We start from the raw sequence: 25245 nt of genomic DNA, 5'->3' as shown, positions 1-25245 counted from the left end.
GTGGATGGAGCCTAGCCACGGATTTCGGTTCAGGTCAGGACAACTGCCCGTCGTAGTCCGGGAGTTTGAAGGTCTTTTCCGCGTGGCCGCCCGTCAGGTCGGAGGTGCTGTTGCCGATGTTGGCGATGATTTCGTAGCCGTGGTTCTCGATGTCGGCGCGTTGCGCGGTCTTGTAGTCGGCCACGTCCTTGAAGAGGTCGAAGAGGCCGCGTACGCGGAGGTCGGTGACCTGGTAGCCGTCGTGTTCGAGGTTGTAGGACGTGGGCCAGTGGAGGATGCCCGGGCGGGCCGTCACGAAGAACAGGGCCACGCCGTGACTCTGGGCGTACTGGGCCACCTTCAGGACGGGGCGGTTGGCGGGCTGGGGGTACCGGAAGCCGAAGTCGGTCTCCAGGGTGGTGTTGTCGACGTCCAGGACGATCGCCTGCTTCCCGCCCGAGGCGATACGGCTCTGGATGTAGGGGAGCGCCTCGTCCATCACCCGCCCGCAGTCCCGCTGCCAGGTGGCGTAGTCGACGGCGGCAGCCGTGGGGGCGGCCGTGGGGGCGGCCTCGGCGGGTGCGGCGAGCGCGGTGAGTGCGGCGGTGGAGACGGCGACGGCGGCGGTCCGGCGCGCCCATAAGCGTCTGGTCATGCGGGAACCGTAGGGTTACCGGACGGTAGGTTGCTAGAGGTGCGCGTCACATTTATGGGGTCCGGGATCCGGCCCGCCGGTGACATGCCGCACAGGCGAAATGTCCGGTACTAACCGGGATAGTGGCATACCAAAACGGGACAAACGCAGACGTACGCGTCGGAACCCAGAGTGATACCGGCACGTCGTACCGCCTGGTGTCGCCGGGGTGCCCGGTCTGTCAATAGATGACCGATTTTGGATACTTCTACTACCTCATGCCGTAGAGGGGCCCATTGAACCCGGATGGGGTGGCGGGTTACCAATGTGGAGTCCCGCCCGGCACACGGTGAAACATCCGTACGCCGGGTGGCTCTCTGTCTCCGACTTCACGAGGTATCGATGTTCAAGCGTTCCACGTCTGTCCGTACGTCCGCGCTCCGCACTCGCGTGGCTGTCATGGCCGCCGGTGTCGGCGCCGCGGCCGTGCTGGGTGGCGGGGTTGCCAGCGCCGCCTCCGCCTCCGCGACCTCCTGGGTCGACCCGGTGAAGAAGTACACCCTCTCCGCCAGCTTCGACCAGGGCGGCAGCCACTGGGCGCACAAGCACAGCGGTCAGGACTTCGCGGTGCCCACCGGCACCGAGGTCCTCGCGGCCCACGGCGGCACCGTCGTCAAGGCCGGCCCGAACGGCGCCGGTGACGGCCCCGCGTACGGCAACGCCATCGTCATCAAGCACGGCAACGGTCTGTACTCGCAGTACGCCCACCTGTCCCGTGTCGACGTCAAGATCGGCCAGGTCGTCAAGACCGGCCAGCACATAGCGAAGTCGGGCAGCACCGGTAACTCCACCGGCCCGCACCTGCACTTCGAGATCCGCAAGACGCCGAACTACGGCTCGGCCGTCAACCCGGTCGTCTTCCTGAAGGCCCACGGCGTCCACGTCTGAGCCCTGGGCGACCGCCCCCCCCGGCCCTAGCGGGCCGTCGACGGTAGTCCGGGCCACGGATGTCCGGACTACTTCCTGCCGCGGGCGCCCTCGTGCGCCTGCGTCACCAGATCCACGGCGACTTCGAGAACCGCTTCGCGCTTCTTCTCGGGGTCGCCTTCCAGGTCCGCCATCACGAACATCCCGGCGTGCAGTGTGAAGAGCGCGCTGATCGAGCGGACCTGGTCCACCATCTCGGCATCGGGGTCGATGATGATCTCCCTGAGGCCCTTCATCCGTTCCTTGAACGTGTCCCCGATGCGCAGTTCCCGCACCGTCGCCTGGTTCTCCTGCATGAACCGGAAGAGCGGCTGCGCCCCGGCCAGCGCCGCGCTGTAGCGCCGTACGATCTCCTGCTTGGTCTCCAGGGTGTGCGGCTGGCTCCGGCCCCACTCGATCAGGTCCTCGATGGGCTGCGTCAGATCCTGGAAGAGGCTGACGATGATCTCTTCCTTGGTCTTGAAGTGGTAGTAGAGAGCTGCCTTGGTGACATCGAGGTGCTCGGCGATCTCGCGCAGCGAGGTCTTTTCGTAGCCCTGTTCCGCGAAGAGCTCGAGCGCGACGTCCTGGATGCGCTGGCGGGTGTTCCCGCGGCGCTGCTGCTTGGTGCCGTCCATGGTGTCGCCCATCCTCGTACTCCTCCCGCTCACGCGGAAACTTACTTGACGCCCGGCTAGTAAACGGACTACCTTCCAGTGTAGTGAACTAGCCGGGCGGCAAGTAAGTAGTGGCCGCCAGGGGGAGTGGGAGAAATGGCGGACACGCAGACGGCCACAGCGGGCCAGGCGGAGCCCGAGAAGGCCGAGAAGCAGCCGAAGAGCGTACGGGTGGTCCTGCTCGCGCTCATGATCGCCATGATGCTGGCGATGCTGGACAACATGATCGTGGGCACCGCGATGCCCACCATCGTGGGCGATCTGGGCGGGCTCGAGCACCTGTCCTGGGTCGTGACGGGGTACACCCTCGCCACCGCGGCCTCGACCCCGGTCTGGGGCAAGATCGGTGACATGTACGGGCGCAAGGGCGCCTTCCTCGGCTCGATCGTGATCTTCCTGATCGGCTCCGCGCTCAGCGGTATGGCCCAGGGCATGGGCGAGCTGATCGCGTTCCGGGCCGTCCAGGGCCTGGGCGCCGGTGGTCTGATGGTCGGCGTCATGGCGATCATCGGCGACCTGATCCCGCCGCGTGAGCGCGGCAAGTACCAGGGCATGATGGCCGGCGTCATGGCGCTGGCGATGATCGGCGGCCCGCTGGTCGGTGGCACCATCACCGACAACTGGGGCTGGCGCTGGTCCTTCTACATCAACCTGCCGCTCGGCGCGGTCGCGCTGGCGCTGGTCTCCGCCGTGCTGCACCTGCCGAAGAAGCGGGCCAAGGCGGGCATCGACTACCTCGGTGTCACCCTGCTCACCGTCGGCATCACCGCGATCGTGCTGGTCACGACGTGGGGCGGCACGGAGTACGCCTGGACCTCCGCGCGCATCATGGAGCTGACCGCCCTCGGTGTCGTGTCGCTGGTCGGGTTCGTTTTCTGGCAGACCAAGGCCGCCGAGCCGGTCGTGCCGCTGCACATCTTCAAGAGCCGCAACTTCACCCTGATGTCGCTCATCGGCTTCATCACCGGCTTCGTGATGTTCGGCGCGACGCTCTTCCTGCCGCTGTACCAGCAGGCCGTGCAGGGCGCGTCCGCGACCAACTCCGGACTGCTGCTCCTGCCGATGCTCGGCGCGATGCTGGTGACCTCGATGGTCGCGGGCCGGGTCACCACCGGCAGTGGGCGCTACAAGGTCTTCCCCGTCGCCGGCGGCGCGCTGATGATCGTCGGACTGTACCTGATGTCCACGATGGACACCGAGACCACCCGGCTGACCTCGGGTATCTACATGGCCGTGGTCGGCGCGGGCATGGGCTGCCTGATGCAGGTGACCATGCTGGTCGCGCAGAACAGCGTGGAGATGAAGGACATGGGCGTCGCGTCCTCCTCCGCCACCCTGTTCCGTACCCTCGGCTCCTCGTTCGGTGTGGCCGTCATGGGCGCCCTGTTCAACAACCGGGTGCAGGACGTCATGACCGAGCGCGCCGGTGCGCTGGGCAAGGGCATCACCGAGAAGTCCGCCCAGCTCGACGCGGCCAGCCTCGCCAAGCTGCCGGTCGCCGCGCGGGAGGCGTACCAGCACGCGGTGTCCGCCGGCACGCACTCCGCGTTCCTCCTCGGCTCCGCCATCGCCGTCGTGGTCCTCGTCGCGGCCGTCTTCGTCAAGGAGGTCCCGCTGCGCGGCGGCCCCCAGAAGCCGTCGGCCGAGCCCACGGACGCGGTCCCGGCTCCGGTGACGGAAGCGGTCTGACCGACCACTGAGAAGGCCCCCCGACCACCGGTCGGGGGGCCTTCTCCGCGTTCAGCCCCGCAGGGTCGGCGGCACCGTGTAGCTGCCCGTCGCCGTCGGGGCGTGTTCCGGGAGCCAGAGCACCGCCACCGCGCCCTCGCCGTGGGGGCGGATGTTGCGGAAGGTGAGGCGGGCGCCCAGGACGCGGGCCTGGCCGGCCGCGATGGTCAGGCCGAGGCCGTGGCCCTGGCCGGCGCGGTCCTCGCTGCCGGTACGGAAGCGCAGCGGCCCCTCCGCGAGGAGTTCCTCGGGGAAGCCGGGGCCGTGGTCGCGGATCCGGATCACCCGGCCCTCGACGGTCACCTCGATGGGCGGCCGGCCGTGCCGGGCGGCGTTGGTCAGGAGGTTGAGCAGCACCCGCTCCAGCCGGCGCGGGTCGGTCGTGACCTCCGACTCGTGCACCACCCGTACCGCGATGTCCGGGTCCTTCGCCGTCACCCGCCGGGCCACGAACTCGCCCAGCATGATGTCCTGCAGCTCGGCCCGCTCGGAGGCGCCGTCCAGCCGGGCCACCTCCAGGACGTCCTCCACCAGCGTGCGCATGGCCTTGGCCCGGTCCAGGACCAGTTCCGTCGGGCGGCCGGGCGGCAGCAGCTCGGCGGCCGTGAGCAGCCCGGTCACCGGGGTGCGCAGCTCGTGAGCGATGTCCGCGGTGACCCGCCGCTCCGCCTCCAGCCGCTGCCGCAGCGCGTCCGCCATCGCGTCCACCGCGCGCGCCAGATCGTCGGCCTCGTCCCGGACCACCCCGCCGATGGCCTCCCGCACCCGTACGTCTGTCTCGCCGGTCGCCAGCCGGTTCGCGGCCACCGCCGCCTTGCGCAGCCGCCGGGACAACTGGCCGCCGATCACCACACCGAGCGCGCTGCCGCCGAGCACCACCGCGATGGAGCCGATGAGCAGCGCCTGGTCGAGGTCGGCCAGCACGTCGGCGGACTTGTCCGGGAAGGCGCCGTGCAGCGAGAGCACATGGCCGTTCTTGACCGGCACCGCGGCCCAGATGTCCGGCTCGCCGCTGCCGGTGTCGCTGACGTAGCTGGCCCGGCGCCCCTCCTCCACCTTGTCCCGCAGCTCGGCCGGGAGCGCGGGATCGTCGATCTTGATGCTGGGGAAGTTGGGCCGCCCGGCCAGCTCGTAGTTGCGTTGGGCGAGCTGGACCCGCTGGTTGGCCAGGTCACGGGCGTTGTCCAGCATCGAGACACGGGCCGCGTTGTGCACGACCAGGCTCAGCGCGATCGCCACCAGACCCGCGACCAGCGCGATGGCCGCGCTCAGCTTCCACCGCAGACCGGTGCGCAGGCCCACGCCCGCCACCCGCCGCACCGGGCGCCCGAAGAGTCTCCGCATGACCGCGCTCAGCCCCGCAGCTTGTAGCCGAAGCCCCGGACCGTCTCGATCCGGTCCTGGCCGATCTTCTGCCGCAGCCGCTGCACATGCACGTCGACCACCCGGGTGTCCCCGCCCCAGCCGTAGTCCCAGACCCGCTCCAGCAGCTTGTCGCGGGAGAGCACGGTGCCCGGCGCGCCGGAGAACTCCAGCAGCAGCCGCATCTCGGTCGGGGTGAGCGCCACCGGCTGCCCGGCCCGCCGCACCTCCATGCCCTCGGTGTCCACCTCCAGCTCCCCGAAGACCAGCACCCCGTCCGTGTCCGCCGAGCCGTCGGCCCCGCCCCGCTCGGGGTGCCCGGCGTGGCCGAAGCGGCGCAGCACCGCCCGGATGCGGGCGACCAGCACCGCGCCGTCGAACGGCTTGGTCACGTAGTCGTCGGCGCCCGCCTCCAGGCCCAGCACCACGTCGATGGAGTCCGCGCGGGCCGACAGCATGATCACCGGCACCGTCGACTCGTCCCGGATGCGGCGGCACAGGCTCACCCCGTCCAGGCCCGGCACCATCACGTCCAGCAGCGCGATGTCGGGCCGGTCCGCGCGGAACGCCTCCAGCCCCGACAGCCCGTCGGGCATGGCGGTGACCGCGAAGCCGTCCCGCTCCAGGGCGAGCTGGGTGGCCTCACGGATGACGTCGTCGTCCTCGACGAACAGGACGTGGGTGTGCTCTTGCATCCGGGTGCTCTCAGTCCTCGTGGTCGTGGCGCCGTGTCAGTCGCCCGGCACGGGGGACGGCTCGTGCCCCACCGCTCCGCTGTAGTCGGTGTGCACGGGCTTGCCCGGCGTGAACCGGCCCGTCCTCCACTTGTACGGGATGACGTCCTCGCCCGACGGGCTGGAGATGGGGTCCCCCTTGCTGTACACCTGCTTGGTCACGGTCAGCACGCCCTGGTCGATCTCCGCGTAGACCGGGGATTCCTCGGTCTTGAAGACGTTCCGGTACGAGCCGCCGGTGTCCCGGTACACATACGCGCCGATCCCCACCGCGTCGGCGCAGGTCAGCACGTTGATCACGACATCGGTGCGGTCCCCGTCCGTGAGGTCGCCGTAGGAGACGTCCACCGGGTAGTCGCCGCCGCTGCCACACGGCTTCAGCTCGTGCTTGACGGTGGCCGAGACCGTCGGGTCCCGCTTCAGCAGGCTCACCGCGTCGACGCGGTGGTAGCCGGCCGCCGGGCTGGGGGAGGGGGAGGCGGTCGCCGCGCCCGCCACGGCGGAGGCGTGCGCCGGGCCCTCGTCCCGCGCCCCGGTGCCACCGGCCCCGCAGGCGGTGGCGGAAAGGCCGACGGCGGCGATCCCGGCCACCGCCGTGATCACCGCGCCTCTGCCTCGGGCACGTCTTGGCCCGCCGTTCAGGCCGCGCAACGCTCCCGCTCCTCACGCTCCAGCGCGCGCGCATCCAGATCGCGGGCCTCCAGCTCCTCGCGGAGCCGGGCGAGCGCCCGGTGCAGCGTGCTCTTGACCGTGCCCGCGGACATGCCGAGGGCCGCGGCCGTCTCTTCCGTGGACATCTGCTCCCAGTGTCGCAGCACCACGACACTGCGCTGCTTGGGAGCCAGCACCTTGAGGATGTCCATGAGCAGGGCGCGGTCGGCGTACTGCTCGGTGGAGTCCGCGACCGGCGCCTCGGGGAGCTGCTCGGTCGGCACCTCCTCCAGCTTGCGCGCCCGCCACCACTCCGTCCGGGTGTTGATCATGACGCGGCGCAGGTAGGCGTCGGCGAGCCGCTTGTCGGCGATGCCCTCCCAGCGCCCGTACGTCCGGGCCAGCGCGGTCTGCAGCAGGTCCTGCGCGTCCACCGGGTCGGGCACCAGCCGGCGGGCACTGCGCAGCAGCGCGTCCTGCCGGGTCCGTACGTACTCCTCGAACTCGAGCACCTCGCCCTGCGCCATGACCGACCGCCTTCCGTCTCCCCGTCGCCCCGGCCTGACGCCAAGGGCCCCTCTTCCACCGGCCCGGTGGTCCGCCGGGCACGCAATGAAGTTACGGAGCGGTTGTCACGGGGTTGTCCGAAGCAGCCAGCGGCCGGCACTCGGCTGTCCGTCGGTTGTGTAACGGAAGTAGGTCCGGGGTAAGGAGGTCGCCCACCATGCCCCGTTATGGAGGGATTTGTTGGCCGCGCCGGCCCGTGACAACGGACCCGTGCGCTGTGACCTCGCTGTGCGTCAGCTCAGCGGCAGCCGGTACATCCCGCCGGGCAGCGGCTCCACCAGACCGTCGGTGACGAGCCCGTCGAGCGCGCGGGCCCGCTGCACCGGCTCGTGCCACACCCGGTCCAGCATCGTCTGCGGCACCGGCACGTGCGCGTCCCGCAGCACCGCGAGCAGCTTCCCGCGCACCTGGCGGTCGGTGCCCGCGTACGTCTGCCCGCGCCGGGGCGGGCCCTCGTGCTCCGGCTTGCCCGCGAGCCGCCAGGCGCACTGCGCGGCGATCGGGCAGCGGTGGCACTCCTCGTTCTTCGCCGTGCACACCAGCGCGCCCAGTTCCATGGACGCCGCCGCCCAGCGCGCCGCCGTGCCGTCCTCGTCGGGCAGCAGCTCGCGGGCCAGCCTGCGCTCGGCGGCCGTGGTGGCGTTCGGCGGGTAGCGCACCCCGGTCACCGCCCGCGCGAGGACCCGGCGCACGTTGGTGTCCAGCACCGGGTGCCGCTGCCCGTAGGCGAAGGAGGCCACGGCGGCCGCGGTGTACTCGCCGATGCCGGGCAGCGCCAGCAACTGGGCGTGGTCGGTGGGCACGTCCCCGCCGTGCCGCTCCGTTATGGCGACGGCGGCGCCGTGCAGCCGCAGCGCGCGGCGCGGGTAGCCGAGCCGGCCCCAGGCGCGCACCGCCTCGCCCGGCGGCTCCTTCGCCAGGTCGGCCGGGCGGGGCCAGCGGGCGACCCACTGCTCGTAGACGGGCAGCACCCGGCTGACCGGGGTCTGCTGGAGCATGAACTCACTGACCATCACACCCCACGGCCCCGCCTCCGGGCGGCGCCAGGGGAGGTCGCGGGCGTGGCTGTCGAACCAGTCGATCACTGGGGCGTGAAGCTTCTCAGTCATGGCCTTCCGATCCTGCCACGCCTTCGGCGGACCGGGTGGGTCACCGCCCGTGCCCGGAGCGTCGCGCTCGGCGCAAGATGCCGGTGTGCGCGGCAAGTTACCGGGATGATGATCCGGAAAAGTTGGTGCGAGGGCGGCGGGGGACGCGAGTCGGGGGCATGATCTCTCGTAGAGTTTCCGCGTGGGATCTCTGCGCAATCCGGTCGGGCCGCTTCCCTCCTCCATCTACTGGCGACGGAGGGTCGTCATGGTGTCCGTGGTCGCCCTCTTGGCGCTCGTGGTCGCCTGCATCGTCGTGTCGGGTGGCGGGGGAGGCAAGAACGGCGCCGAAGGTCCCGACGGCAAGAATCCCGCGTCCACGATCACGCCGGGCCCCTCCTCGTCCGGTCCCGCGATCAGCCAACACCCCGGCGGACGTGACGAGTCGGGCTCGGGCGGCGGCGGTGACGGCGGTTCGGGCGACGGGTCCGGGGACGGTTCCGGCGGCTCCGGTGACGGTTCCGGCGGTGACTCCGGCTCGGGGTCGGGCGGTTCGGGTGGTTCGGGCGGTCCGGGTTCCGCCTCGGGTACCGGCGGCGGGAACGTCGGCTCGGGCGACGCGCTGGCCGCGTCCTCCCCGCTCCCCGTCTGCGCCCCCGGCAAGGTCACGGTGAGCCTGCGCAGCAAGCGCAACTCCTACTCGCCCGACGAGACCCCCACCTTCGAACTCGTCGTGCGCAACACCTCGTCCGGCGACTGCAAGGTGGACCTCGGCCCCGAGCACGCGGTCCTGGCGGTCACCCCGGCCGACGGCGACGACACCTTCTGGGCCTCGGACGACTGCGCCAAGGGCGCCAAGAGCCTGGCCTTCCGGGTTCCGGCCGGCGAGAGCATCACCTACACCGTCAAGTGGGACCGCCGGCCGAGCGCCCCCGAGTGCGCCACCCCGCCCGCGGGCAAGGCCAAGCCCGGCACCTACCTGCTGGAGGCGAAGGCGCCGGGCTTCGGCAAGACGCAGACGTCGTTCGTACTGTCGGCGGACTGAGGTGGCGGGGGCTCCGGGTGAGCGGTGGTGCCCGGCAGGGCACGCGGGGGTGCTTCCACCGGGTGAGCGGTCCCGCTTCTAGGGGCGCGGGGAACTGCGCGACCAGCCACAGCGGACCCGCACCCGAAAACGAACCGCCGGAGAACCGACCGCCGGAGAACCAGCCGCCGGAGAACCAGCCGCCGGGGAACTAGACGTACCGCTCCAGGATGGAAGACTCCGCCAGCCGCGAGAGCCCTTCCCGCACGCTACGGGCCCGAGCCTCCCCGACCCCGTCCACGGCCTGAAGGTCATCCACGCTCGCGGCGAGCAACTTCTGCAAGCCGCCGAAGTGCTCCACCAGCCGGTCGATGATCGCACCGGGCAGCCGGGGAACCTTCGCCAGCAGCCGGAACCCGCGCGGCGACACCGCCGAGTCCAGCGACTCGGGAGACGCGGTGTACCCCATCCCCCGCGCCACGGTGCCCAGTTCGAGCAGCTCCGCATGGCTCAGCGCGTCCAGCTCGAACAGCGCCTCCTCCACCGTGCGCGAGCGCTTCGCGGTCGGCTCGGGCACATAGTCCCGGACGACCAGCTCGCGGTCGGGCTCGACGCCCGCGATCAGCTCCTCCAACTGGAGCGCCAGCAGGCGGCCGTCCGTACCCAGCTCGACCACGTACTCCGCGATCTCGGTGGCGATGCGCCGGACCATCTCCAGGCGCTGCGCGACCGCCGAGACGTCCCGGACCGTCACCAGGTCCTCGATCTCCAGCGCCGACAGCGTGCCCGCGACCTCGTCCAGGCGGAGCTTGTACCGCTCCAGCGTGGCCAGCGCCTGGTTCGCGCGGGACAGGATCGCCGCCGAGTCCTCCAGCACGCGGCGCTGACCGTCGACGTACAGCGCGATCAGCCGCATCGACTGGGACACCGAGACCACGGGGAAGCCGACCTGCTTGGAGACGCGGTCCGCCGTGCGGTGCCGGGTGCCGGTCTCCTCGGTGGGGATGGTCGGGTCGGGGACGAGCTGGACCCCGGCGCGCAGGATCTTCGACAGGTCCGAGGAGAGCACGATGCCGCCGTCGAGCTTGCACAGCTCGCGCAGCCGGGTCGCGGTGAACTCCACGTCCAGCACGAAACCGCCGGTGCACATCGCCTCGACCGTCTTGTCCCAGCCGAGCAGGATCAGGCCGCCGGTGTTGCCGCGCAGGACCCGCTCCAGACCGTCGCGCAGGGGGGTGCCCGGAGCCACGGCACTCAGAGAGGCGCGCATCAGGCCATCGGCACCGGCACTCCCACCGGACTTTCCGGGAGCTGCTGCCCGGTCGTTGGCTGCCACTGCACTCCTCCGGTCGCAGGTTCTGACGCGCTTCCGTCACGGCACGCGTTTCGCACGGACGGGCGAGACCTGCGCAAAGTCTACCGGCGGTCCTCCGTCTCCCGCGGGGCCTCTCGGCGACGGGAGCGGGGCAGCACCCGCAGCGCGTCGCCCACGTCGGCGACCTCCACGACCTTCATCCCGGCCGGGACCTTGCCCGGATCGCCCGGTACGAGCGCGTGCGTGAAGCCCAGCCGGGCCGCTTCCGAGAGCCTGCGCTGCACGCCTGTGACGCGTCTGACCTCGCCGGCGAGACCCACCTCACCGATGGCGACCAGATTCTTCGGCAGCGGGGTGTCGCTGGCCGCCGAGGCGAGCGCCAGCGCGATGGCCAGGTCGGCCGCGGGCTCGGACAGCTTCACCCCGCCCACGGTCGCGGAGTAGATGTCCCGCTTGCCGAGCGCGCTGATCCGGCCGCGCTGCTCCAGCACCGCCAGCATCATCGAGACACGGGAGGTCTCCAGACCCGAGGTGGTGCGGCGGGGGGAGGGGATCTGGGAGTCCACGGTCAGCGCCTGTACCTCGGCCACCAGTGGGCGGCGCCCCTCCAGCGTCACCGTCAGACAGGTGCCGGGCACCGGTTCGGCACGCCGGGTCAGGAACAGGCCGCTGGGGTCGGCGAGGCCGGTGATGCCCTCGTCGTGCAGCTCGAAGCAGCCGACCTCGTCCGTCGCCCCGTACCGGTTCTTCACGCCGCGCACCAGGCGCAGCCGGGCGTGCCGGTCGCCCTCGAAGCTCAGGACGACGTCGACCAGGTGCTCCAGGAGGCGGGGGCCCGCGATCGCGCCGTCCTTGGTGACGTGGCCGACAAGGAGCGTCGACATGCCGCGGTCCTTGGAGGCGCGGATCAGGGCGCCGGCCACCTCGCGGACCTGGGCCATGCCGCCGGGGGCGCCGTCGATCTCGGGGGAGGCGACCGTCTGCACCGAGTCCAGGATCAGCAGGGAGGGCTTGACCGCGTCCAAGTGGCCGAGGACGGCGGACAGATCGGTCTCGGCGGCCAGATAGAGGTGGTCGTCCAGGGCGCCGATGCGGTCGGCGCGCATGCGGACCTGGCTCGCGGACTCCTCGCCGGTCACATAGAGGGTCCTGTGCTCCTCGCTCGCCGACTTCGCCGCCACGTCGAGCAGCAGCGTGGACTTGCCGACGCCCGGCTCGCCCGCGAGCAGCACCACCGCGCCGGGTACGAGTCCGCCGCCGAGCACCCGGTCCAGCTCCGGGACGCCGGTGGTGCGGGCGGTGGCCTGGCGGCCGTCGACCTGGCCGATGGGCAGGGCGGAGCTGGTGACGCGGCCGGGAGCCGTCGTACGGACCGCGGGCGCGCCGTACTCCTCGACCGTGCCCCACGCCTGGCACTCGGGGCAGCGGCCGAGCCACTTGGCCGTCTGCCAGCCGCACTCGGTGCAGCGGTAGGACGGACGGTCCTTGGCGGTCTTGGTACGGGTGGCCATGCGGAAACCGTAGCCCCCGGCACTGACAACGCCCGCCGTACGCCCTGGGAGGCGCGCGCTCGGGGGCGCACGCCGGGGTACCGGGGCGCACGCGGAGGGTTCGGTTCCGGATGGCGTGTACCGGGTTCACGCTTCCGACCCGGAGGCCGGTGTCCCCTTATGAGGGATCGTTTCACCCGTACGGATTAAAAGTGCTCAAGGTGCAAGAAGGGGCACTCCGCCGACGCCTACGGTCGCACGGGTGATGAGCAGCACTCCGGAGACCACGACCCGCACCACCGGCGCACACCGGGCGCAACGGGCGCACCGGGAGGCGCGCGACCGATCCGCGGCGCGGAACGTCGCCCAGCGGGCGTCGTCGCGCCACGAGGCTTATCTGGACGGCCTGTTCACCTACTGCCTGTCGGTGCTGTGCGACCACGACGCGGCGACCGCCGCCCTCGGCGAGGTCCTCGTCCTCGCCGAACGGCGCGGCCGGCGCGACCCGCAGACCCCCGGCGACCGCCGGGCCTGGCTGTACGCCCTGGCCCGCTGGGCCTGTCTGCGCGGCCTCGCCCGCGCCCGCCGGAAGGGACAGGCCGCCCACGCCGGCCGCCCCGCCCACGGCACCCCGGCGCCCGACCCGGCGCTGTCCCCGGAGACGCGCGAGCTGCGGCGCCGCGAACTGGCCCTGCTGGCCTGGCCGGAGGCGGCCGGGACCACGCCCGAGCAGCGCGAGGCGCTGGAGCTTGCCGTCCGGCACAAGCTGGCCGCCCCCGAGGTCGCCGCCGTGCTCGGCCTGGAGCCCGCCGCCGCCCGCGAACTGCTGGCGGCCGCCGCCTGTGAGGTCGAACGCACCCGCGCCGCGCTGGCCGTGGTCGAGACCGGGGGCTGCCCGAGCGTGGCCCACCTCACCGGCGACAGCCAACTGATGCTCAGCGCGGCCCTGCGCCGTGAGCTGGTCCGGCACGTCGACGACTGCCCGCGCTGCCGCCGCACCGCCGAGCGCGCCGTCCCCGGCCGCTGGCCCGGAGCCGCGGTCACCCCCGCCGAGCTGCCCGTCCTCCCGGCGCCCCGCGCCGCCCTGCACACCGCCCTCGCGCACCAGCCGCGCGCCCGGTCCGCCGCCGTACCGCGCTTCAACCGGCGCGGTTTCCCGATGGACCCCAAGGACCGCGCGGCCCGCCGCGACAAGCTCCGCGCGCGTGCCGTCACCACGACCGTCGTCGCCACCGTCGTCGCCGCGCCCGTGTTCGCCCTGTGGGCCGCCTACCGGGGCGCGCCCACGCTCGACGGGGACGACAGCCCCTCCACCGCCCGCGAGGCGGACGGCCCCGGCGTACTCGGCGGCGATCCGGCGGGCGGCTACGAGAACGCGGGCAACGCCAGCGCGAAGCCGGGGGCCCGGCCGACCCAGGACGGCAGGTCGGACGTCTCCGTGGAGGTCGTCAGCGTCAACGGCGCCGGGGAGAAGGGCGCCGGCCGGCTCGCGGTCACCGCCGCCCACCACGGCGACACCACGCTGATCACCCTCAAGGCCGCCGGTGACACCCCGGTGCGCTGGTCCGCGACCACCTCGGCGCCCTGGCTCTACCTGAGCCGGTCCGCCGGCACCCTCGACCCCGGCGACTCGGTCACGGTCAAGGTGTACGTCGACCATCTGCGCGAGCCCTCGGGCCACTGGCGGGCCCGCGTGGCCGTCGCCCCGGCCGGTGCCGTCGTCACCATCGACGGGTACGGTCCGGTCCCCTCGTCCCCGCCGCCGTCCAGCTCCTCCCCGAGCCCGGACCCGACGACGCCGACCGCGCCGCCCTCGTCCCCGCCGCCCAGCCAGTCCCCGCCGCCGTCCAGCTCCTCCCCGAGCCCGGACCCCGACCCGACCGAGCCGTCCCCGACCGGGACACCGGAGTCGTCCCCGCCGCCGAGCGACGAGGACACCCCGAGTCCCACCGACAGCTAGGGCGCGGTCAGCTCGGGTCCGCCGGGTGCGGGGCCACCAGCGGCAACTGGGACGCCAGCCGCTGCTCGCACAGCTCGACCAGGCGGTCGTAGCCCGCCTTGCCCATCAGCTCGGTCAGCTCCGCCCGGTAGGAGACGTACACCGGGTCGCCCGCGCCGTGCGCCGAGGTCGCCGAGGTGCACCACCAGTGCAGGTCGTGCCCGCCGGGACCCCAGCCGCGGCGGTCGTACTCCCCGATGGACACCTGCAGGACGCGCGTGTCGTCGGGGCGGTCGATCCAGTCGTAGGTGCGCCGGATCGGGAGCTGCCAGCACACGTCCGGCTTGGTCTCCAGCGGCTCCCGGCCCTCCTTGAGCGCCAGGATGTGCAGCGAGCAGCCCGCGCCGCCCGCGAAACCGGGCCGGTTCTGGAAGATGCAGGAGCCCTCGAAGGGGCGCGTCTGCCGCGAGCCCTCCTCGTCCTCCGCCACCCAGCCGTCGCGCAGGCCCTCGCCGTGGTGCTGCCAGATGTCCGGGGTGAGCCGGGCCACGTGCTCGGCGACCCGCTTCTCGTCGTCCTCGTCGGAGAAGTGCGCGCCCAGCGTGCAGCAGCCGTCGGCCGCGCGGCCCGCCTGGATGCCCTGGCAGCCCTGGCCGAAGATGCAGGTCCAGCGTGAGGTCAGCCAGGTCAGGTCGCAGCGGAAGATCTGCTCGTCGTCGGCGGGGTCGGGGAATTCCACCCACGCCCGCGCGAAATCGAGCCCCTTCTCGTCGTTGTCGGCGGCGTTCTTGGCAGCCTTGTCGGCTTTGCCCGGCTTGTTGACCTTCGCCTTTTTCGTCTTTGGCACCCGTCCAGGGTAAGTCGCCCGACCCCCGTACGGGCACCGCGGACGGGGGTTCTGGCAGTAGCGTTTCGTCCATGAGACTCGGTGTCCTGGACGTGGGCTCGAACACGGTGCATCTGCTGGTGGTGGACGCCCACCCCGGCGCCCGCCCGCTGCCCGCCCACTCCCACAAGGCCGACCTGCGGCTCGCCCAACTCCTCGACGACAGCGGCGCGATCGGCGAGGAGGGCATCGAGAGCCTCGTCGCCGTCGTACGGGACGCGCTCCAGGCCGCCGAGGACAAGGGCGTCGAGGACCTGCTGCCGTTCGCCACCTCCGCCGTGCGCGATGCCCGCAACGCCGACGACGTCCTCGCGCGCGTCGCCGACGAGACCGGTGTCCGCCTCCAGGTGCTCAGCGGCGCCGAGGAGGCCCGGCTCACCTTCCTCGCCGTGCGCCGCTGGTTCGGCTGGTCCGCCGGGAAGCTGCTCGTCCTGGACATCGGCGGCGGCTCGCTGGAGATCGCCTACGGCATCGACGAGGAGCCGGACGCGGCCGCCTCCCTGCCGCTCGGCGCGGGCCGCCTCACCGCCGGATGGCTGCGCGAGGACCCGCCGGACGCCGAGGAGGTGCGCGCGCTGCGCCGCCACGCACGCGCGGAGATCGCCCGTACCGTCGGGGAGTTCAGCCGTTTCGGCGCCCCCGACCATGTCGTCGCCACCTCCAAGACCTTCAAGCAGCTCGCCCGGATCGCGGGCGCCGCGCGGGACGCCGACGGCCTTTACGTGCAGCGCGAGCTCAAACGCGAATCGCTGGAAGCCTGGGTGCCCCGGCTCGCCGCGATGTCCGCCCAGCAGCGCGCCGAGCTCCCCGGCGTCTCCGAGGGCCGGGCCGGACAGATCCTCGCCGGGGCCCTGGTGGCCGAGGGCGCGATGGACCTGTTCGGCGTGGAGAGCCTGGAGATCTGCCCGTGGGCGCTGCGCGAGGGCGTCATCCTGCGGCGCCTGGACCACATGGGACCGGTGTGAGGTGCCGTCGATGGCGAAGCTCACACCACCCGGGGCCACCCCTCTTCCCCCGTACCCGAACCCGTAAGGTGTCCGCGTGGCTGAACCAAGGGACGTAAAGGTCGCCCTGTCGACGGCCTCGGTCTACCCGGAGTCGACGGCGACGGCCTTCGAGATCGCCGCGCGCCTCGGCTACGACGGCGTCGAGGTCATGGTGTGGACCGACCCCGTCAGCCAGGACATCGAGGCCCTGCGCCGCCTCTCCGACCAGCACGGCGTGCCGATCCTCGCCGTGCACGCGCCCTGCCTGCTGATCACCCAGCGGGTCTGGTCCACCGACCCCTGGACCAAGCTGCGCCGCGCCCGGGCGGCCGCCGAGAAGCTGGGCGCCTCCACCGTGGTCGTCCATCCGCCCTTCCGCTGGCAGCGGCAGTACGCCCGCGAGTTCGTCGACGGCATCTGGCGCATGGCCGACGAGACCGACGTGCGGTTCGCCGTGGAGAACATGTACCCCTGGCGCTACCGCGACCGCGAACTGCTCGCCTACGCCCCCGAGTGGGACGTCACCAAGGACGACTACCGGCACTTCACGATCGACCTCAGCCACACCGCGACCGCCCGCACCGACGCCCTCGGCATGATCGACCGCATGGGCGACCGGCTCGGCCACGTCCACCTCGCCGACGGCCGCGGCTCCGCCAAGGACGAGCACCTGGTGCCCGGCCGCGGCACCCAGCCCTGCGCCGAACTGCTGGACCGCCTCACCCGCACCGGTTTCGACGGCCATGTCGTCATCGAGGTCAACACCCGGCGGGCCATGTCCAGCGCCGAACGCGAGGCCGACCTCGCCGAGGCCCTCGCCTTCACCCGCCACCACCTCGCCGCGGGCGCGCGGGTGCCCCGGCCGTGACCGAGCCCACCGCCCGGCGCCGCGGACGGCCCCCGCGCACCGAGTCCGGCGACACCCGCGACCGCATCCTCACCGCGGCCCGTGAGGAGTTCTCCGAACGCGGCTACGAGAAGACCTCCGTACGCGGCATCGCCAAGGCCGCCGGCGTCGACTCCGCGCTCGTCCACCACTACTTCGGCACCAAGGAACAGGTCTTCGAGGCCGCCGTCTCGGTCGCCTTCGCGCCCGCCCTCGCAGCGCCGGACGCCATCGCCGAGGGCCCGCTGGACACCGTGGGGGAGCGGCTGACCCGCTTCGTGCTCGGCGTCTGGGAGAACCCCGCCACCCGCACCCCGCTGCTGGCCATCGTCCGCTCCGCCGTCAACAACGACACCGCCGCCGCCGTCTTCCGCCGCCTGGTCGCCGCCCAGCTCCTGCGCCGCATCGCCGGGCGGCTGGACCTGCCCGACGCCGAGCTGCGCGCCGAACTGGCCGCCGCGCAACTGGTCGGCACGGCCATGCTGCGGTACGTGATCAAGGTGGAACCGCTGGCCTCGGCCGACCTGGAGCGGATCGTGGCCAGGCTGGCACCGGTGGTGCAGGGGCATCTCACGGGAGAGTGAGACGGGCCCGTCCGCAAGACGTCCGTCCCGCATTCCGGACACTTCGTCCCGCCCCGTGGATGACCGGCGTACGCTCGCAACAGTCAGAACCCTGTCTGACCCGTCTTCTCAGAAGGAGCGAGCGACGATGCCCGAGCTGAGGTCCCGCACAGTCACCCACGGACGCAACATGGCGGGCGCCCGCGCCCTTATGCGTGCCTCGGGTGTACCCGGTGCGGACATCGGCCGCAAGCCCGTCATCGCGGTCGCCAACTCCTTCACCGAGTTCGTCCCCGGCCACACCCACCTGCAGCCGGTGGGCCGCATCGTCAGCGAGGCGATCCGGGAAGCGGGCGGCATCCCGCGCGAGTTCAACACCATCGCCGTGGACGACGGCATCGCCATGGGCCACGGCGGCATGCTCTACTCCCTGCCTTCCCGCGACCTGATCGCTGACTCGGTGGAGTACATGGTCGAGGCGCACTGCGCCGACGCCCTGGTCTGCATCTCCAACTGCGACAAGATCACGCCGGGCATGCTGATGGCCGCGCTGCGCCTGGACATCCCGACCGTGTTCGTCTCCGGCGGGCCCATGGAGTCCGGCCGCGCCACCCTGGTCGACGGCACCGTGCGCACCCTCGACCTGGTCGACGCGATCTCCGACGCGGTGAACGACAAGATCTCCGACGAGGACATCCTCCGCATCGAGGAGAACGCCTGCCCGACCTGCGGTAGCTGTTCCGGCATGTTCACCGCCAACTCGATGAACTGCCTCACCGAGGCCATCGGCCTCTCGCTGCCCGGCAACGGCTCGGTCCTCGCCACCCACACCGCCCGCCGCGCCCTGTACGAGAACGCGGCCCGCACGGTCATGGACATCACCCGCCGCTACTACGAGCAGGACGACGACACCGTCCTGCCCCGCTCCATCGCCTCCTTCGCGGCCTTCGAGAACGCGATGGCGCTGGACATCGCCATGGGCGGCTCCACCAACACGATCCTGCACCTGCTGGCCGCCGCCCAGGAGGCGGGCGTCCCCTTCGGCCTGGAGGAGATCGACGCCGTCTCCCGCCGCGTCCCCTGCCTGGCCAAGGTCGCGCCCAACGTGGCGAAGAACCGCACGTACTACATGGAGGACGTGCACCGCGCCGGCGGCATCCCCGCCCTCCTCGGCGAGCTGCACCGCGCCGGTCTCCTCAACGAGGAGGTGCACTCCGTCCACAGCCCGTCGCTGGCCGACTGGCTCAAGACCTGGGACGTGCGCGGCGGCTCCCCGTCCGCCGAGGCGGTCGAGCTGTGGCACGCGGCCCCCGGCTGCGTCCGCTCCGCCGAGGCCTTCTCCCAGTCCGAGCGCTGGGACTCCCTGGACGACGACGCCGAGGGCGGCTGCATCCGCTCCGCCGAGCACGCCTACTCCAAGGACGGCGGCCTCGCCGTCCTCAGGGGCAACCTCGCCGTCGACGGCTGCGTGGTCAAGACCGCGGGCGTCGACGAGTCGGTGTGGACCTTCGAGGGCCCGGCCGTGGTCTGCGAGTCCCAGGAGGAGGCCGTCCAGCGCATCCTGACCCAGGAGGTGAAGGACGGCGACGTGGTCGTCATCCGCTACGAGGGCCCCAAGGGCGGCCCCGGCATGCAGGAGATGCTCTACCCGACCTCCTACCTCAAGGGCCGCGGCCTCGGTAAGACCTGCGCCCTGATCACCGACGGCCGCTTCTCCGGCGGCACCTCCGGCCTCTCCATCGGCCACGCCTCCCCGGAAGCGGCCTCCGGCGGCACGATCGCCCTGGTCGAGGACGGCGACCGCATCCGCATCGACATCCCGGGCCGCACCATCGAACTCCTGGTGGACGAGGCCGAACTCGCCCGCCGCGACAGCGAGCTGAACGGCGTCTACGCCCCCGCCGACCGCACCCGCAAGGTCTCCACCGCCCTGCGCGCCTACGCGGCCATGGCCACCAGCGCCGACAAGGGCGCCGTCCGTGACGTGACCCTCCTGGGCTGACGCCGCCGGCTCTGCCGCCGGGGCTTCCGGCGGCCGGTGTGCTGACCGCTCACCAGGCCGCCGGATCACCCGTGTCCACCGCGAACACCGAACCGTCCGGCGCTCCCGCGTACACATGGCCCGGCGCCGGCACCGGCGCGGGCAGACCCGCGGTCACCCGGTCCGCCCGCGCGCCGAGCCGGGGGCGGGTCTGGCCCGCGAGGGTGCCCCGGCGGGCGTCCACCGCGAGCAGCCGTCCGTCGGCGGCCGAGAAGTACACCCGCCGCCCGTCCGCCACCGGGGCCGAACCCCGGGTCACGGTCGTCTCCAGATGCCACAGCGGCTTGCCCGCGCCCGGATCCACCGCGTCCATGCCGCCGCCGTCCGCGAGCAGGTAGACCACGCCGTCCCGCACGGTGGCCTGGGCATCCGCACGCGGACCCAGCAGCGGGACCCGGCGCGTCACGCCGGACTCCACCGCGTACCGGACCACGGCCCTGGTGTCCCCGTACACCGGATCCCCGTCGAGGAAGTACACGAACCCGCCCTCGGCGCCCACCGGTTCGAGCATCCCGGACATCCGCTCGCTCCACCGGACGGCACCCGAGCCGGGATCGAACGCCGTGACCCGCGTACTCCGCCTGTCCGCCGAGGTCACCGTCGCGTACGCGACGGACGCGGAGCCGAAGGCGTCGATACGCGGCCGGGTCCCGTCCGGCAGCGGCAGCCGCCATCTCTCCTTTCCCGACCCGCTGTCCGCACCCATGACCACCCCGTCCGCACGGGTCGTCAGCAGCGTGTTCCCCACGTACCGCGTCCCGGTGTCCCCGGACAGCTTTCGCTCCCCGCGGGTACGCCCCGTGCCCGGATCGAGGGCCAGCAGGTGAGCGTTCTGATCCCGCAGCCGCAGCAACCCGCCCGCCAGCACGGGCGGATCGCTCCATAGTGCCCCCGCGAACGACCGCCGCCACACCACAGAACCCTCCACGGGGTCCAGCGCGAAGACCGCCCCGCTCGCGGTGCACAGCAGCCTGCCCGCGCCCAGCACGCACCGAGGCGCACCGGGCACCCCGGCCACCTGCTCGGACCGCCACCCGTCGAACCCGGCCGCCGACACCGCCGGAGCCGCCTGCGGCCGCGTCCCCGGGCCGTGACCGGACCCGGCCCACTGCACCGAGGCCACCACCCCGCCCACGGCCAGCACCGACGCCGTCGCCGCCAGCACCGCCCGCCGCCCACGCCACCGAAGCGGTTTCGCCGCGACCGGCTCCGCCTGCTCCTCCGGTACGGCGGACCCGTCCCCGTCCGCCCCGGCCCCGTCCCGCTGCGCCGGTATGAACGCCTGGGTGTCGTACGAGGCCGCGACCGAACGCAGCGCCAGCATCAACTCGTCCGGCGTCGGCCGGTCCTCCGGCTCCTTGGCCAGACACCGCCGCACCAGCGGCGCCAGACTCTCCGGCACCCCGGTCAGCTCGGGCTCGTCGTGCACCACCTGGTACGCCACGACATACGGGCTGTCCGAGTCGAACGGCCCCCGCCCGGTCGCCGCGTGGACGATCACCGAACCGAGCGCGAACACGTCCGCCGCCGGTCCCACCTCCCGAGGCCGCCGGAACTGCTCCGGCGCCATGAACGGCGGAGTGCCGATCAACTTGCCCGTCTCCGTGCGCAGTTCGCTGTCCTTCGGCCGGGAGATCCCGAAGTCGATCACCTTCGGGCCGTCCTCGGCCAGCAGCACGTTCCCCGGCTTGAGATCCCGGTGCACCACACCGACCCTGTGGATGTCCCTGAGCGCCTCGGCGAGCCCCGCCATCAGCCGCCGCACCTGCGCGGGCTCCATCGGCCCGTTCCGCTTCACCTGCTGCGACAACGTCGGACCGGGAATGAACAGCGTCGCCATCCACGGCCGATCCGCCTCCGGGTCCGCGTCGACCACCGGAGCCGTGAACGCACCGCTCACCCGCCGCGCGGCCGCCACCTCCTGCCGGAACCTCCCCCTGAACTCGGGATCCCGCGCGAACTCGGCGTGCACCACCTTCACCGCCACCCGCATCCCGGAGGCGCCGCGGGCCAGATGCACCACACCCATCCCGCCGGAACCGAGCCTCGACTCCAGCCGGTAGTGCCCGGCGTACTCCGGAAGTTCCGCTTCCGCGCCGGCTCCGGTGCTGTGCCGTGGCGCCATGGACCACCCCCGTGCTCTTAGGCCGCGCGCGCGACGCAGGGAGCCTATTCGATTGCCCGTGCGAGACAGAGGCGGCTTGCTAACCTCCGCCTGCGAGTCGCGCACAGCCGTGACCCGCCCGCCCGTCCGGCACCCGTACGCGATGCCCGGCGAGCGGTGTCACCACCCCGTGGCGGCCACGGGGTGTCACGGGGGAGGTATCTCATGTCCGACGACCACGCGCTCACGACCCTGGCCGAGCCGGTGGCCACCGCCGCCGCGCTCCGCTTCCCGACCGCGCCGGGCGTCTCCCTGAACGTCCGCAGCGGCCCCGGCACCGGCTACGGCATCGTCCGTGTGCTGCCCGCGGGGTCCAGCGTCACCATCTACTGCCAGACGCCCGGCACCACCGTGACCGGCCCGTACGGCACCTCGAAGATCTGGGACAACATCGGCACCGGCGAGTACGTGGCCGACGCCTATGTGCACACCGGCAGCGACGGCTACGTGACCGGCCGCTGCGGCTGACGCCCCGCCCCGGAGCCCGCCGGCCGACGGCGCCATAATCGACGCGTGAGCGACGAGACCGGCACCAAGGCCACCCCGGCGGGCTCCACGGGCGGCGGACCCCGCCCCGAACCCCTCCGCTTCTTCGGCACGTCCTGGGTGGACCACACCGACGGCTACGCGGCCCGCCGCGTGGGCGTCGCCGCGGGCGCCCTCGTCGCGGCCGCCGTCTCCTGCCTGATCCTGCGCCTCGCCTATCAGGGCCTCCAGATCTCCGGCACCGGCTCCTTCGTGACCGTCCTGGTCATCGTCATGTTCGCGGTGTGCAGCGCGGTCGCCTTCCGCAACACCTGGGACAACTTCGGCCGCCGCCCGGACCCCGAGCGCCAGGCCCGCCTGCGCGGCCTGCTCGCCATCGGCTTCGTCGGCACCCTCCTCGCCTGGTCCGCCCGCTCCTTCACGGAGGCACCCGGCGAGAAACTGCACCGCACCGAGTACGACACCGCACGCGCGGAGTACGAACGCACCCACTCCCGCCGCACGGGCAACCCGGCGAAGGCCCGCAAGAAGCGCTGAGACCGACCGCGGCGGAAATGCCCGGGGAGCCGGTGCGGAACCACCGCGCCCACGCGCCGCGGGCCGAGCACCATGGTCGGCATGACCGCACCCGAGGCCCCCACCGCGACAGCCCGCGCCCACTCCTTCAACGCGGCCGCCGCCCAGTACGCCGATAACCGCCCTTCCTATCCGCCCGCCCTCCTCGACACCGTCGAGGAACTCACCGGCCGCCCCCTCGCCGGGGCCCGGGCCGTGGACGTGGGCGCAGGCACCGGCATCGCCACCGCGCTGCTGCACGAGCGGGGCGCCGAGGTGCTCGCCGTCGAGCCGGGCGCGGGCATGGCCGCCGAGTTCCGCCGCAGGCACCCGCGTCTCCCGCTGGTCCGGGGCAGCGGCGACGCCCTTCCCGTGGCCGGCGCCCACGCCGACCTCCTCACCTACGCACAGGCGTGGCACTGGACCGACCCGGCCCGCTCGGTGCCGGAGGCGCTGCGCGTGCTGCGGCCGGGCGGCGCGCTCGCCCTGTGGTGGAACACCGAGGCCACGGACGTCGAGTGGATCGCCGCGGCCGCCGCGCGCGCCGCCCGCTTCCTCGGTCTGCCCGAGCACACCGAGCAGCGCAAGGCGGCCGACCGTGTCACCGCCGCCGATCCCAGCGGCCGTCTCCGCTTCACCCGCCGCTCGGTCCGCTGGAGCCGCCGCGTGCCGCTCGAAACGCATCTGGCCAACATCGGCAGTCATTCCGCTTTCCTCCTCGCCCCCGAGGCCGCCCGCACCGCCTTCTTCGACGCCGAGCGCGCCCACCTGATCAAGGTCTTCCCCGACGGCCTGGTCGAGGAGACGTACGAGGTGGTTCTGCTCGTCGCCACCACCCCCGAACCCCTGACCAGTCCCTGAGGCGACCCTGATCAACCCCTGGGACGAAACACCCTGACCCTGACACGGCCCCTTGACGGCACCCCGCCTCGGGCACATTATTCATCACGTGATGAATAATGTGCCCGAGTCACCCCAGCCGACGGCACCCGACGCCGTCCGCGCCGCCGGCCTCACCGTCGTACGCGGTACCCGCACCGTCCTCCACGACCTCGGCTTCACCGTCCCCCGTGGCCGGATCACCGGACTGCTCGGCCCCTCCGGCTGCGGCAAGTCCACCCTGATCCGCTCCATCACCGGCACCCAGGCCAAGGTCACCGGCACCCTCGAAGTCCTCGGCAGCCCCGCCGGCCACCCCACCCTGCGCAGCCGCATCGGCTACGTCACCCAGGCCCCCTCGGTCTACGACGACCTCACCGTCGAGCAGAACCTCGACTACTTCGCCGCGATCCTCGACCCGGGCCGGGCGGCGGCCGACCGCCGCCGCGAGCACGTCGCCCGCGCCATCGCCGACGTCGACCTCACCAGCCACGCGGACGCCCTCGCCGGCAACCTCTCCGGCGGCCAGCGCAGCCGTGTCTCCCTCGCCGTCGCCCTCCTCGGCACCCCCGACCTGCTCGTCCTCGACGAACCGACCGTCGGCCTCGACCCCGTGCTCCGCCGCGACCTGTGGAACCTCTTCCACGAGCTCGCCGGACGCGGCACCACCCTCCTCGTCTCCTCCCATGTCATGGACGAGGCCGAGCGCTGCCACCGCCTCCTCCTCATGCGCGAGGGACGCGTCCTCGCCGACGACACCCCTGAGAACCTGCGCACCCGTACCGCCACCGACACCGTGGAGGCCGCCTTCCTGCGGCTCGTGGACGAGGCCGCCGACCGCACCAAGGAGCCGACCCGATGAGCACCACGACCCCGGCCGCTTTCAGCCCCGCCCGCACCAACGCCACCGCGGCCCGCGTACTGCGCCAGCTCCGCCACGACCCGAGGACCATCGCCCTGATGCTCCTCGTCCCCTGCCTGATGCTGGTCCTGCTGCGCTACGTCTTCGACGCCAGCCCGCGCACCTTCGACAGCATCGGCGCCTCACTGCTCGGCATCTTCCCGCTGATCACGATGTTCCTGGTGACCTCCATCGCCACCCTGCGCGAACGCACCTCGGGCACCCTCGAGCGCCTTCTCGCCATGCCCCTGGGCAAGGCCGACCTCATCGCCGGATACGCGCTCGCCTTCGGCACCGTGGCCGTCGTCCAGTCCGCGCTCGCCACCGGACTCGCCGTATGGGCACTCGGCCTGGACGTCACCGGATCGCCCTGGCTGCTCCTGCTGGTCGCCCTCCTGGACGCCCTGCTCGGCACGGCCCTCGGCCTCTTCGTCTCCGCCTTCGCCGCCTCGGAGTTCCAGGCGGTCCAGTTCATGCCGGCGGTGATCTTCCCGCAGCTCCTCCTGTGCGGCCTGTTCACGCCCCGCGCGGACATGCACCCCGTCCTGGAGGCCGTCTCGGACGTACTGCCCATGTCCTACGCCGTCGACGGCATGAACGAGGTCCTCCACCACACCGACCTGACCTCGGCCTTCGTACGGGACGTCGTGATCGTCGCCGGATGCGCGCTGCTGGTCCTGGCCCTCGGCGCGGCCACCCTGCGCCGCCGGACCGACTGAGGCCGCGTCCGCCCAGCGGACATTC

Annotated in this window: 24 protein-coding genes; 13 read left to right on the top strand and 11 right to left on the bottom strand. The window is 72.5% G+C overall.

Annotated features, from left to right (window positions below; translation table 11 throughout):
• Window positions 1-34: 34 nt before the first annotated feature.
• Window positions 35-634, bottom strand: coding sequence for an HAD family acid phosphatase (locus tag HEK131_RS28825; RefSeq protein WP_244337737.1), 600 nt, complete (start codon window positions 632-634; stop codon window positions 35-37).
• A 381-nt stretch (window positions 635-1015) separates the two neighbouring features.
• Here HEK131_RS28825 and HEK131_RS28820 point away from each other — a divergent pair, with 381 nt between their 5' ends.
• Window positions 1016-1561 (top strand): M23 family metallopeptidase, encoded by a 546-nt coding sequence (locus HEK131_RS28820; RefSeq protein ID WP_217465146.1) that lies wholly within the window; start codon window positions 1016-1018, stop codon window positions 1559-1561.
• Window positions 1562-1629: 68 nt separating this feature from the next.
• Here HEK131_RS28820 and HEK131_RS28815 read toward each other — a convergent pair whose 3' ends face one another.
• Window positions 1630-2229: a TetR/AcrR family transcriptional regulator gene (locus HEK131_RS28815; RefSeq protein WP_217465147.1), complete on the bottom strand. Its 600-nt coding sequence runs from the start codon at window positions 2227-2229 to the stop codon at window positions 1630-1632.
• Between the two features lie 123 nt (window positions 2230-2352).
• On the opposite strand from HEK131_RS28815, the gene HEK131_RS28810 reads away from it, so the two are divergent.
• Window positions 2353-3945: an MDR family MFS transporter gene (locus HEK131_RS28810; protein ID WP_244337735.1), complete on the top strand. Its 1593-nt coding sequence runs from the start codon at window positions 2353-2355 to the stop codon at window positions 3943-3945.
• Window positions 3946-3996: 51 nt separating this feature from the next.
• On the opposite strand, the gene cseC is transcribed toward HEK131_RS28810, so the two are convergent.
• The 5 genes from cseC to HEK131_RS28785 all read right to left on the bottom strand — a co-directional run bounded on the left by cseC (window position 3997) and on the right by HEK131_RS28785 (window position 8407).
• On the bottom strand, window positions 3997-5328 hold the full coding sequence (gene cseC, locus HEK131_RS28805) for a two-component system sensor histidine kinase CseC (protein WP_244337733.1): 1332 nt from the start codon (window positions 5326-5328) through the stop codon (window positions 3997-3999).
• Between the two features lie 8 nt (window positions 5329-5336).
• On the bottom strand, window positions 5337-6041 hold the full coding sequence (gene cseB / locus HEK131_RS28800; RefSeq protein WP_244337731.1) for a two-component system response regulator CseB: 705 nt from the start codon (window positions 6039-6041) through the stop codon (window positions 5337-5339).
• 36 nt (window positions 6042-6077) lie between these two features.
• Window positions 6078-6683, bottom strand: a complete 606-nt coding sequence (locus HEK131_RS28795) for a hypothetical protein (protein ID WP_217465151.1) — start codon at window positions 6681-6683, stop codon at window positions 6078-6080.
• A gap of 35 nt (window positions 6684-6718) precedes the next feature.
• A complete protein-coding gene (locus HEK131_RS28790; protein WP_217465152.1) occupies window positions 6719-7258 on the bottom strand; it encodes a SigE family RNA polymerase sigma factor in 540 nt (179 codons plus the stop codon).
• A gap of 273 nt (window positions 7259-7531) precedes the next feature.
• Window positions 7532-8407, bottom strand: a complete 876-nt coding sequence (locus HEK131_RS28785) for an A/G-specific adenine glycosylase (RefSeq protein ID WP_217465153.1) — start codon at window positions 8405-8407, stop codon at window positions 7532-7534.
• Window positions 8408-8588: 181 nt separating this feature from the next.
• Here HEK131_RS28785 and HEK131_RS28780 point away from each other — a divergent pair, with 181 nt between their 5' ends.
• The gene (locus HEK131_RS28780) at window positions 8589-9431 is read left to right on the top strand and encodes a hypothetical protein (RefSeq protein WP_244337729.1); all 843 of its coding nucleotides are present in this window, start codon (window positions 8589-8591) and stop codon (window positions 9429-9431) included.
• A 190-nt stretch (window positions 9432-9621) separates the two neighbouring features.
• On the opposite strand, the gene disA is transcribed toward HEK131_RS28780, so the two are convergent.
• Both disA and radA read right to left on the bottom strand, forming a co-directional pair.
• Window positions 9622-10746, bottom strand: a complete 1125-nt coding sequence (gene disA, locus HEK131_RS28775) for a DNA integrity scanning diadenylate cyclase DisA (protein WP_217465155.1) — start codon at window positions 10744-10746, stop codon at window positions 9622-9624.
• A gap of 80 nt (window positions 10747-10826) precedes the next feature.
• On the bottom strand, window positions 10827-12236 hold the full coding sequence (gene radA / locus HEK131_RS28770; RefSeq protein WP_244337727.1) for a DNA repair protein RadA: 1410 nt from the start codon (window positions 12234-12236) through the stop codon (window positions 10827-10829).
• 244 nt (window positions 12237-12480) lie between these two features.
• On the opposite strand from radA, the gene HEK131_RS28765 reads away from it, so the two are divergent.
• Window positions 12481-14175, top strand: coding sequence for a BACON domain-containing protein (locus HEK131_RS28765; protein WP_244337725.1), 1695 nt, complete (start codon window positions 12481-12483; stop codon window positions 14173-14175).
• Between the two features lie 7 nt (window positions 14176-14182).
• On the opposite strand, the gene HEK131_RS28760 is transcribed toward HEK131_RS28765, so the two are convergent.
• The gene (locus HEK131_RS28760; protein WP_244337723.1) at window positions 14183-15001 is read right to left on the bottom strand and encodes a hypothetical protein; all 819 of its coding nucleotides are present in this window, start codon (window positions 14999-15001) and stop codon (window positions 14183-14185) included.
• A gap of 71 nt (window positions 15002-15072) precedes the next feature.
• On the opposite strand from HEK131_RS28760, the gene HEK131_RS28755 reads away from it, so the two are divergent.
• The 4 genes from HEK131_RS28755 to ilvD all read left to right on the top strand — a co-directional run bounded on the left by HEK131_RS28755 (window position 15073) and on the right by ilvD (window position 19477).
• Window positions 15073-16005 carry a Ppx/GppA phosphatase family protein gene (locus tag HEK131_RS28755; RefSeq protein ID WP_217465159.1) on the top strand — a complete coding sequence of 311 codons (933 nt, stop codon included), beginning with the start codon at window positions 15073-15075 and terminating at the stop codon, window positions 16003-16005.
• A 76-nt stretch (window positions 16006-16081) separates the two neighbouring features.
• Window positions 16082-16894: a sugar phosphate isomerase/epimerase family protein gene (locus tag HEK131_RS28750; RefSeq protein WP_217465160.1), complete on the top strand. Its 813-nt coding sequence runs from the start codon at window positions 16082-16084 to the stop codon at window positions 16892-16894.
• Window positions 16891-17496: a TetR/AcrR family transcriptional regulator gene (locus tag HEK131_RS28745; RefSeq protein WP_161150265.1), complete on the top strand. Its 606-nt coding sequence runs from the start codon at window positions 16891-16893 to the stop codon at window positions 17494-17496. Before HEK131_RS28750 ends, HEK131_RS28745 begins: the two co-directional genes overlap by 4 nt.
• A gap of 127 nt (window positions 17497-17623) precedes the next feature.
• On the top strand, window positions 17624-19477 hold the full coding sequence (gene ilvD, locus HEK131_RS28740; RefSeq protein ID WP_217465161.1) for a dihydroxy-acid dehydratase: 1854 nt from the start codon (window positions 17624-17626) through the stop codon (window positions 19475-19477).
• 49 nt (window positions 19478-19526) lie between these two features.
• Here the strand turns inward: ilvD and HEK131_RS28735 are convergent, their stop codons facing one another.
• Window positions 19527-21641 carry a serine/threonine-protein kinase gene (locus HEK131_RS28735; protein ID WP_244337721.1) on the bottom strand — a complete coding sequence of 705 codons (2115 nt, stop codon included), beginning with the start codon at window positions 21639-21641 and terminating at the stop codon, window positions 19527-19529.
• 204 nt (window positions 21642-21845) lie between these two features.
• Between HEK131_RS28735 and HEK131_RS28730 the strand changes: the two genes are divergently transcribed.
• The 5 genes from HEK131_RS28730 to HEK131_RS28710 all read left to right on the top strand — a co-directional run bounded on the left by HEK131_RS28730 (window position 21846) and on the right by HEK131_RS28710 (window position 25220).
• On the top strand, window positions 21846-22148 hold the full coding sequence (locus tag HEK131_RS28730; RefSeq protein WP_217465163.1) for an SH3 domain-containing protein: 303 nt from the start codon (window positions 21846-21848) through the stop codon (window positions 22146-22148).
• A gap of 45 nt (window positions 22149-22193) precedes the next feature.
• The gene (locus HEK131_RS28725; protein ID WP_244337719.1) at window positions 22194-22703 is read left to right on the top strand and encodes an EamA/RhaT family transporter; all 510 of its coding nucleotides are present in this window, start codon (window positions 22194-22196) and stop codon (window positions 22701-22703) included.
• Window positions 22704-22775: 72 nt separating this feature from the next.
• Complete coding sequence (locus HEK131_RS28720) at window positions 22776-23582, top strand: class I SAM-dependent methyltransferase (RefSeq protein ID WP_244337717.1); 807 nt, start codon at window positions 22776-22778, stop codon at window positions 23580-23582.
• A gap of 91 nt (window positions 23583-23673) precedes the next feature.
• On the top strand, window positions 23674-24462 hold the full coding sequence (locus HEK131_RS28715; protein ID WP_217465166.1) for an ABC transporter ATP-binding protein: 789 nt from the start codon (window positions 23674-23676) through the stop codon (window positions 24460-24462).
• The gene (locus tag HEK131_RS28710; RefSeq protein ID WP_244337715.1) at window positions 24459-25220 is read left to right on the top strand and encodes an ABC transporter permease; all 762 of its coding nucleotides are present in this window, start codon (window positions 24459-24461) and stop codon (window positions 25218-25220) included. The genes HEK131_RS28715 and HEK131_RS28710 overlap by 4 nt, the downstream gene beginning before the upstream one ends.
• The last annotated feature ends 25 nt before the right edge of the window (window positions 25221-25245 follow it).

Source organism: Streptomyces seoulensis, assembly GCF_022846655.1.
Taxonomy (GTDB): domain Bacteria; phylum Actinomycetota; class Actinomycetes; order Streptomycetales; family Streptomycetaceae; genus Streptomyces.
The sequence above is the reverse complement of the archived record's forward strand: the minus strand, read 5'-3'. Positions and strand labels throughout refer to the sequence as shown.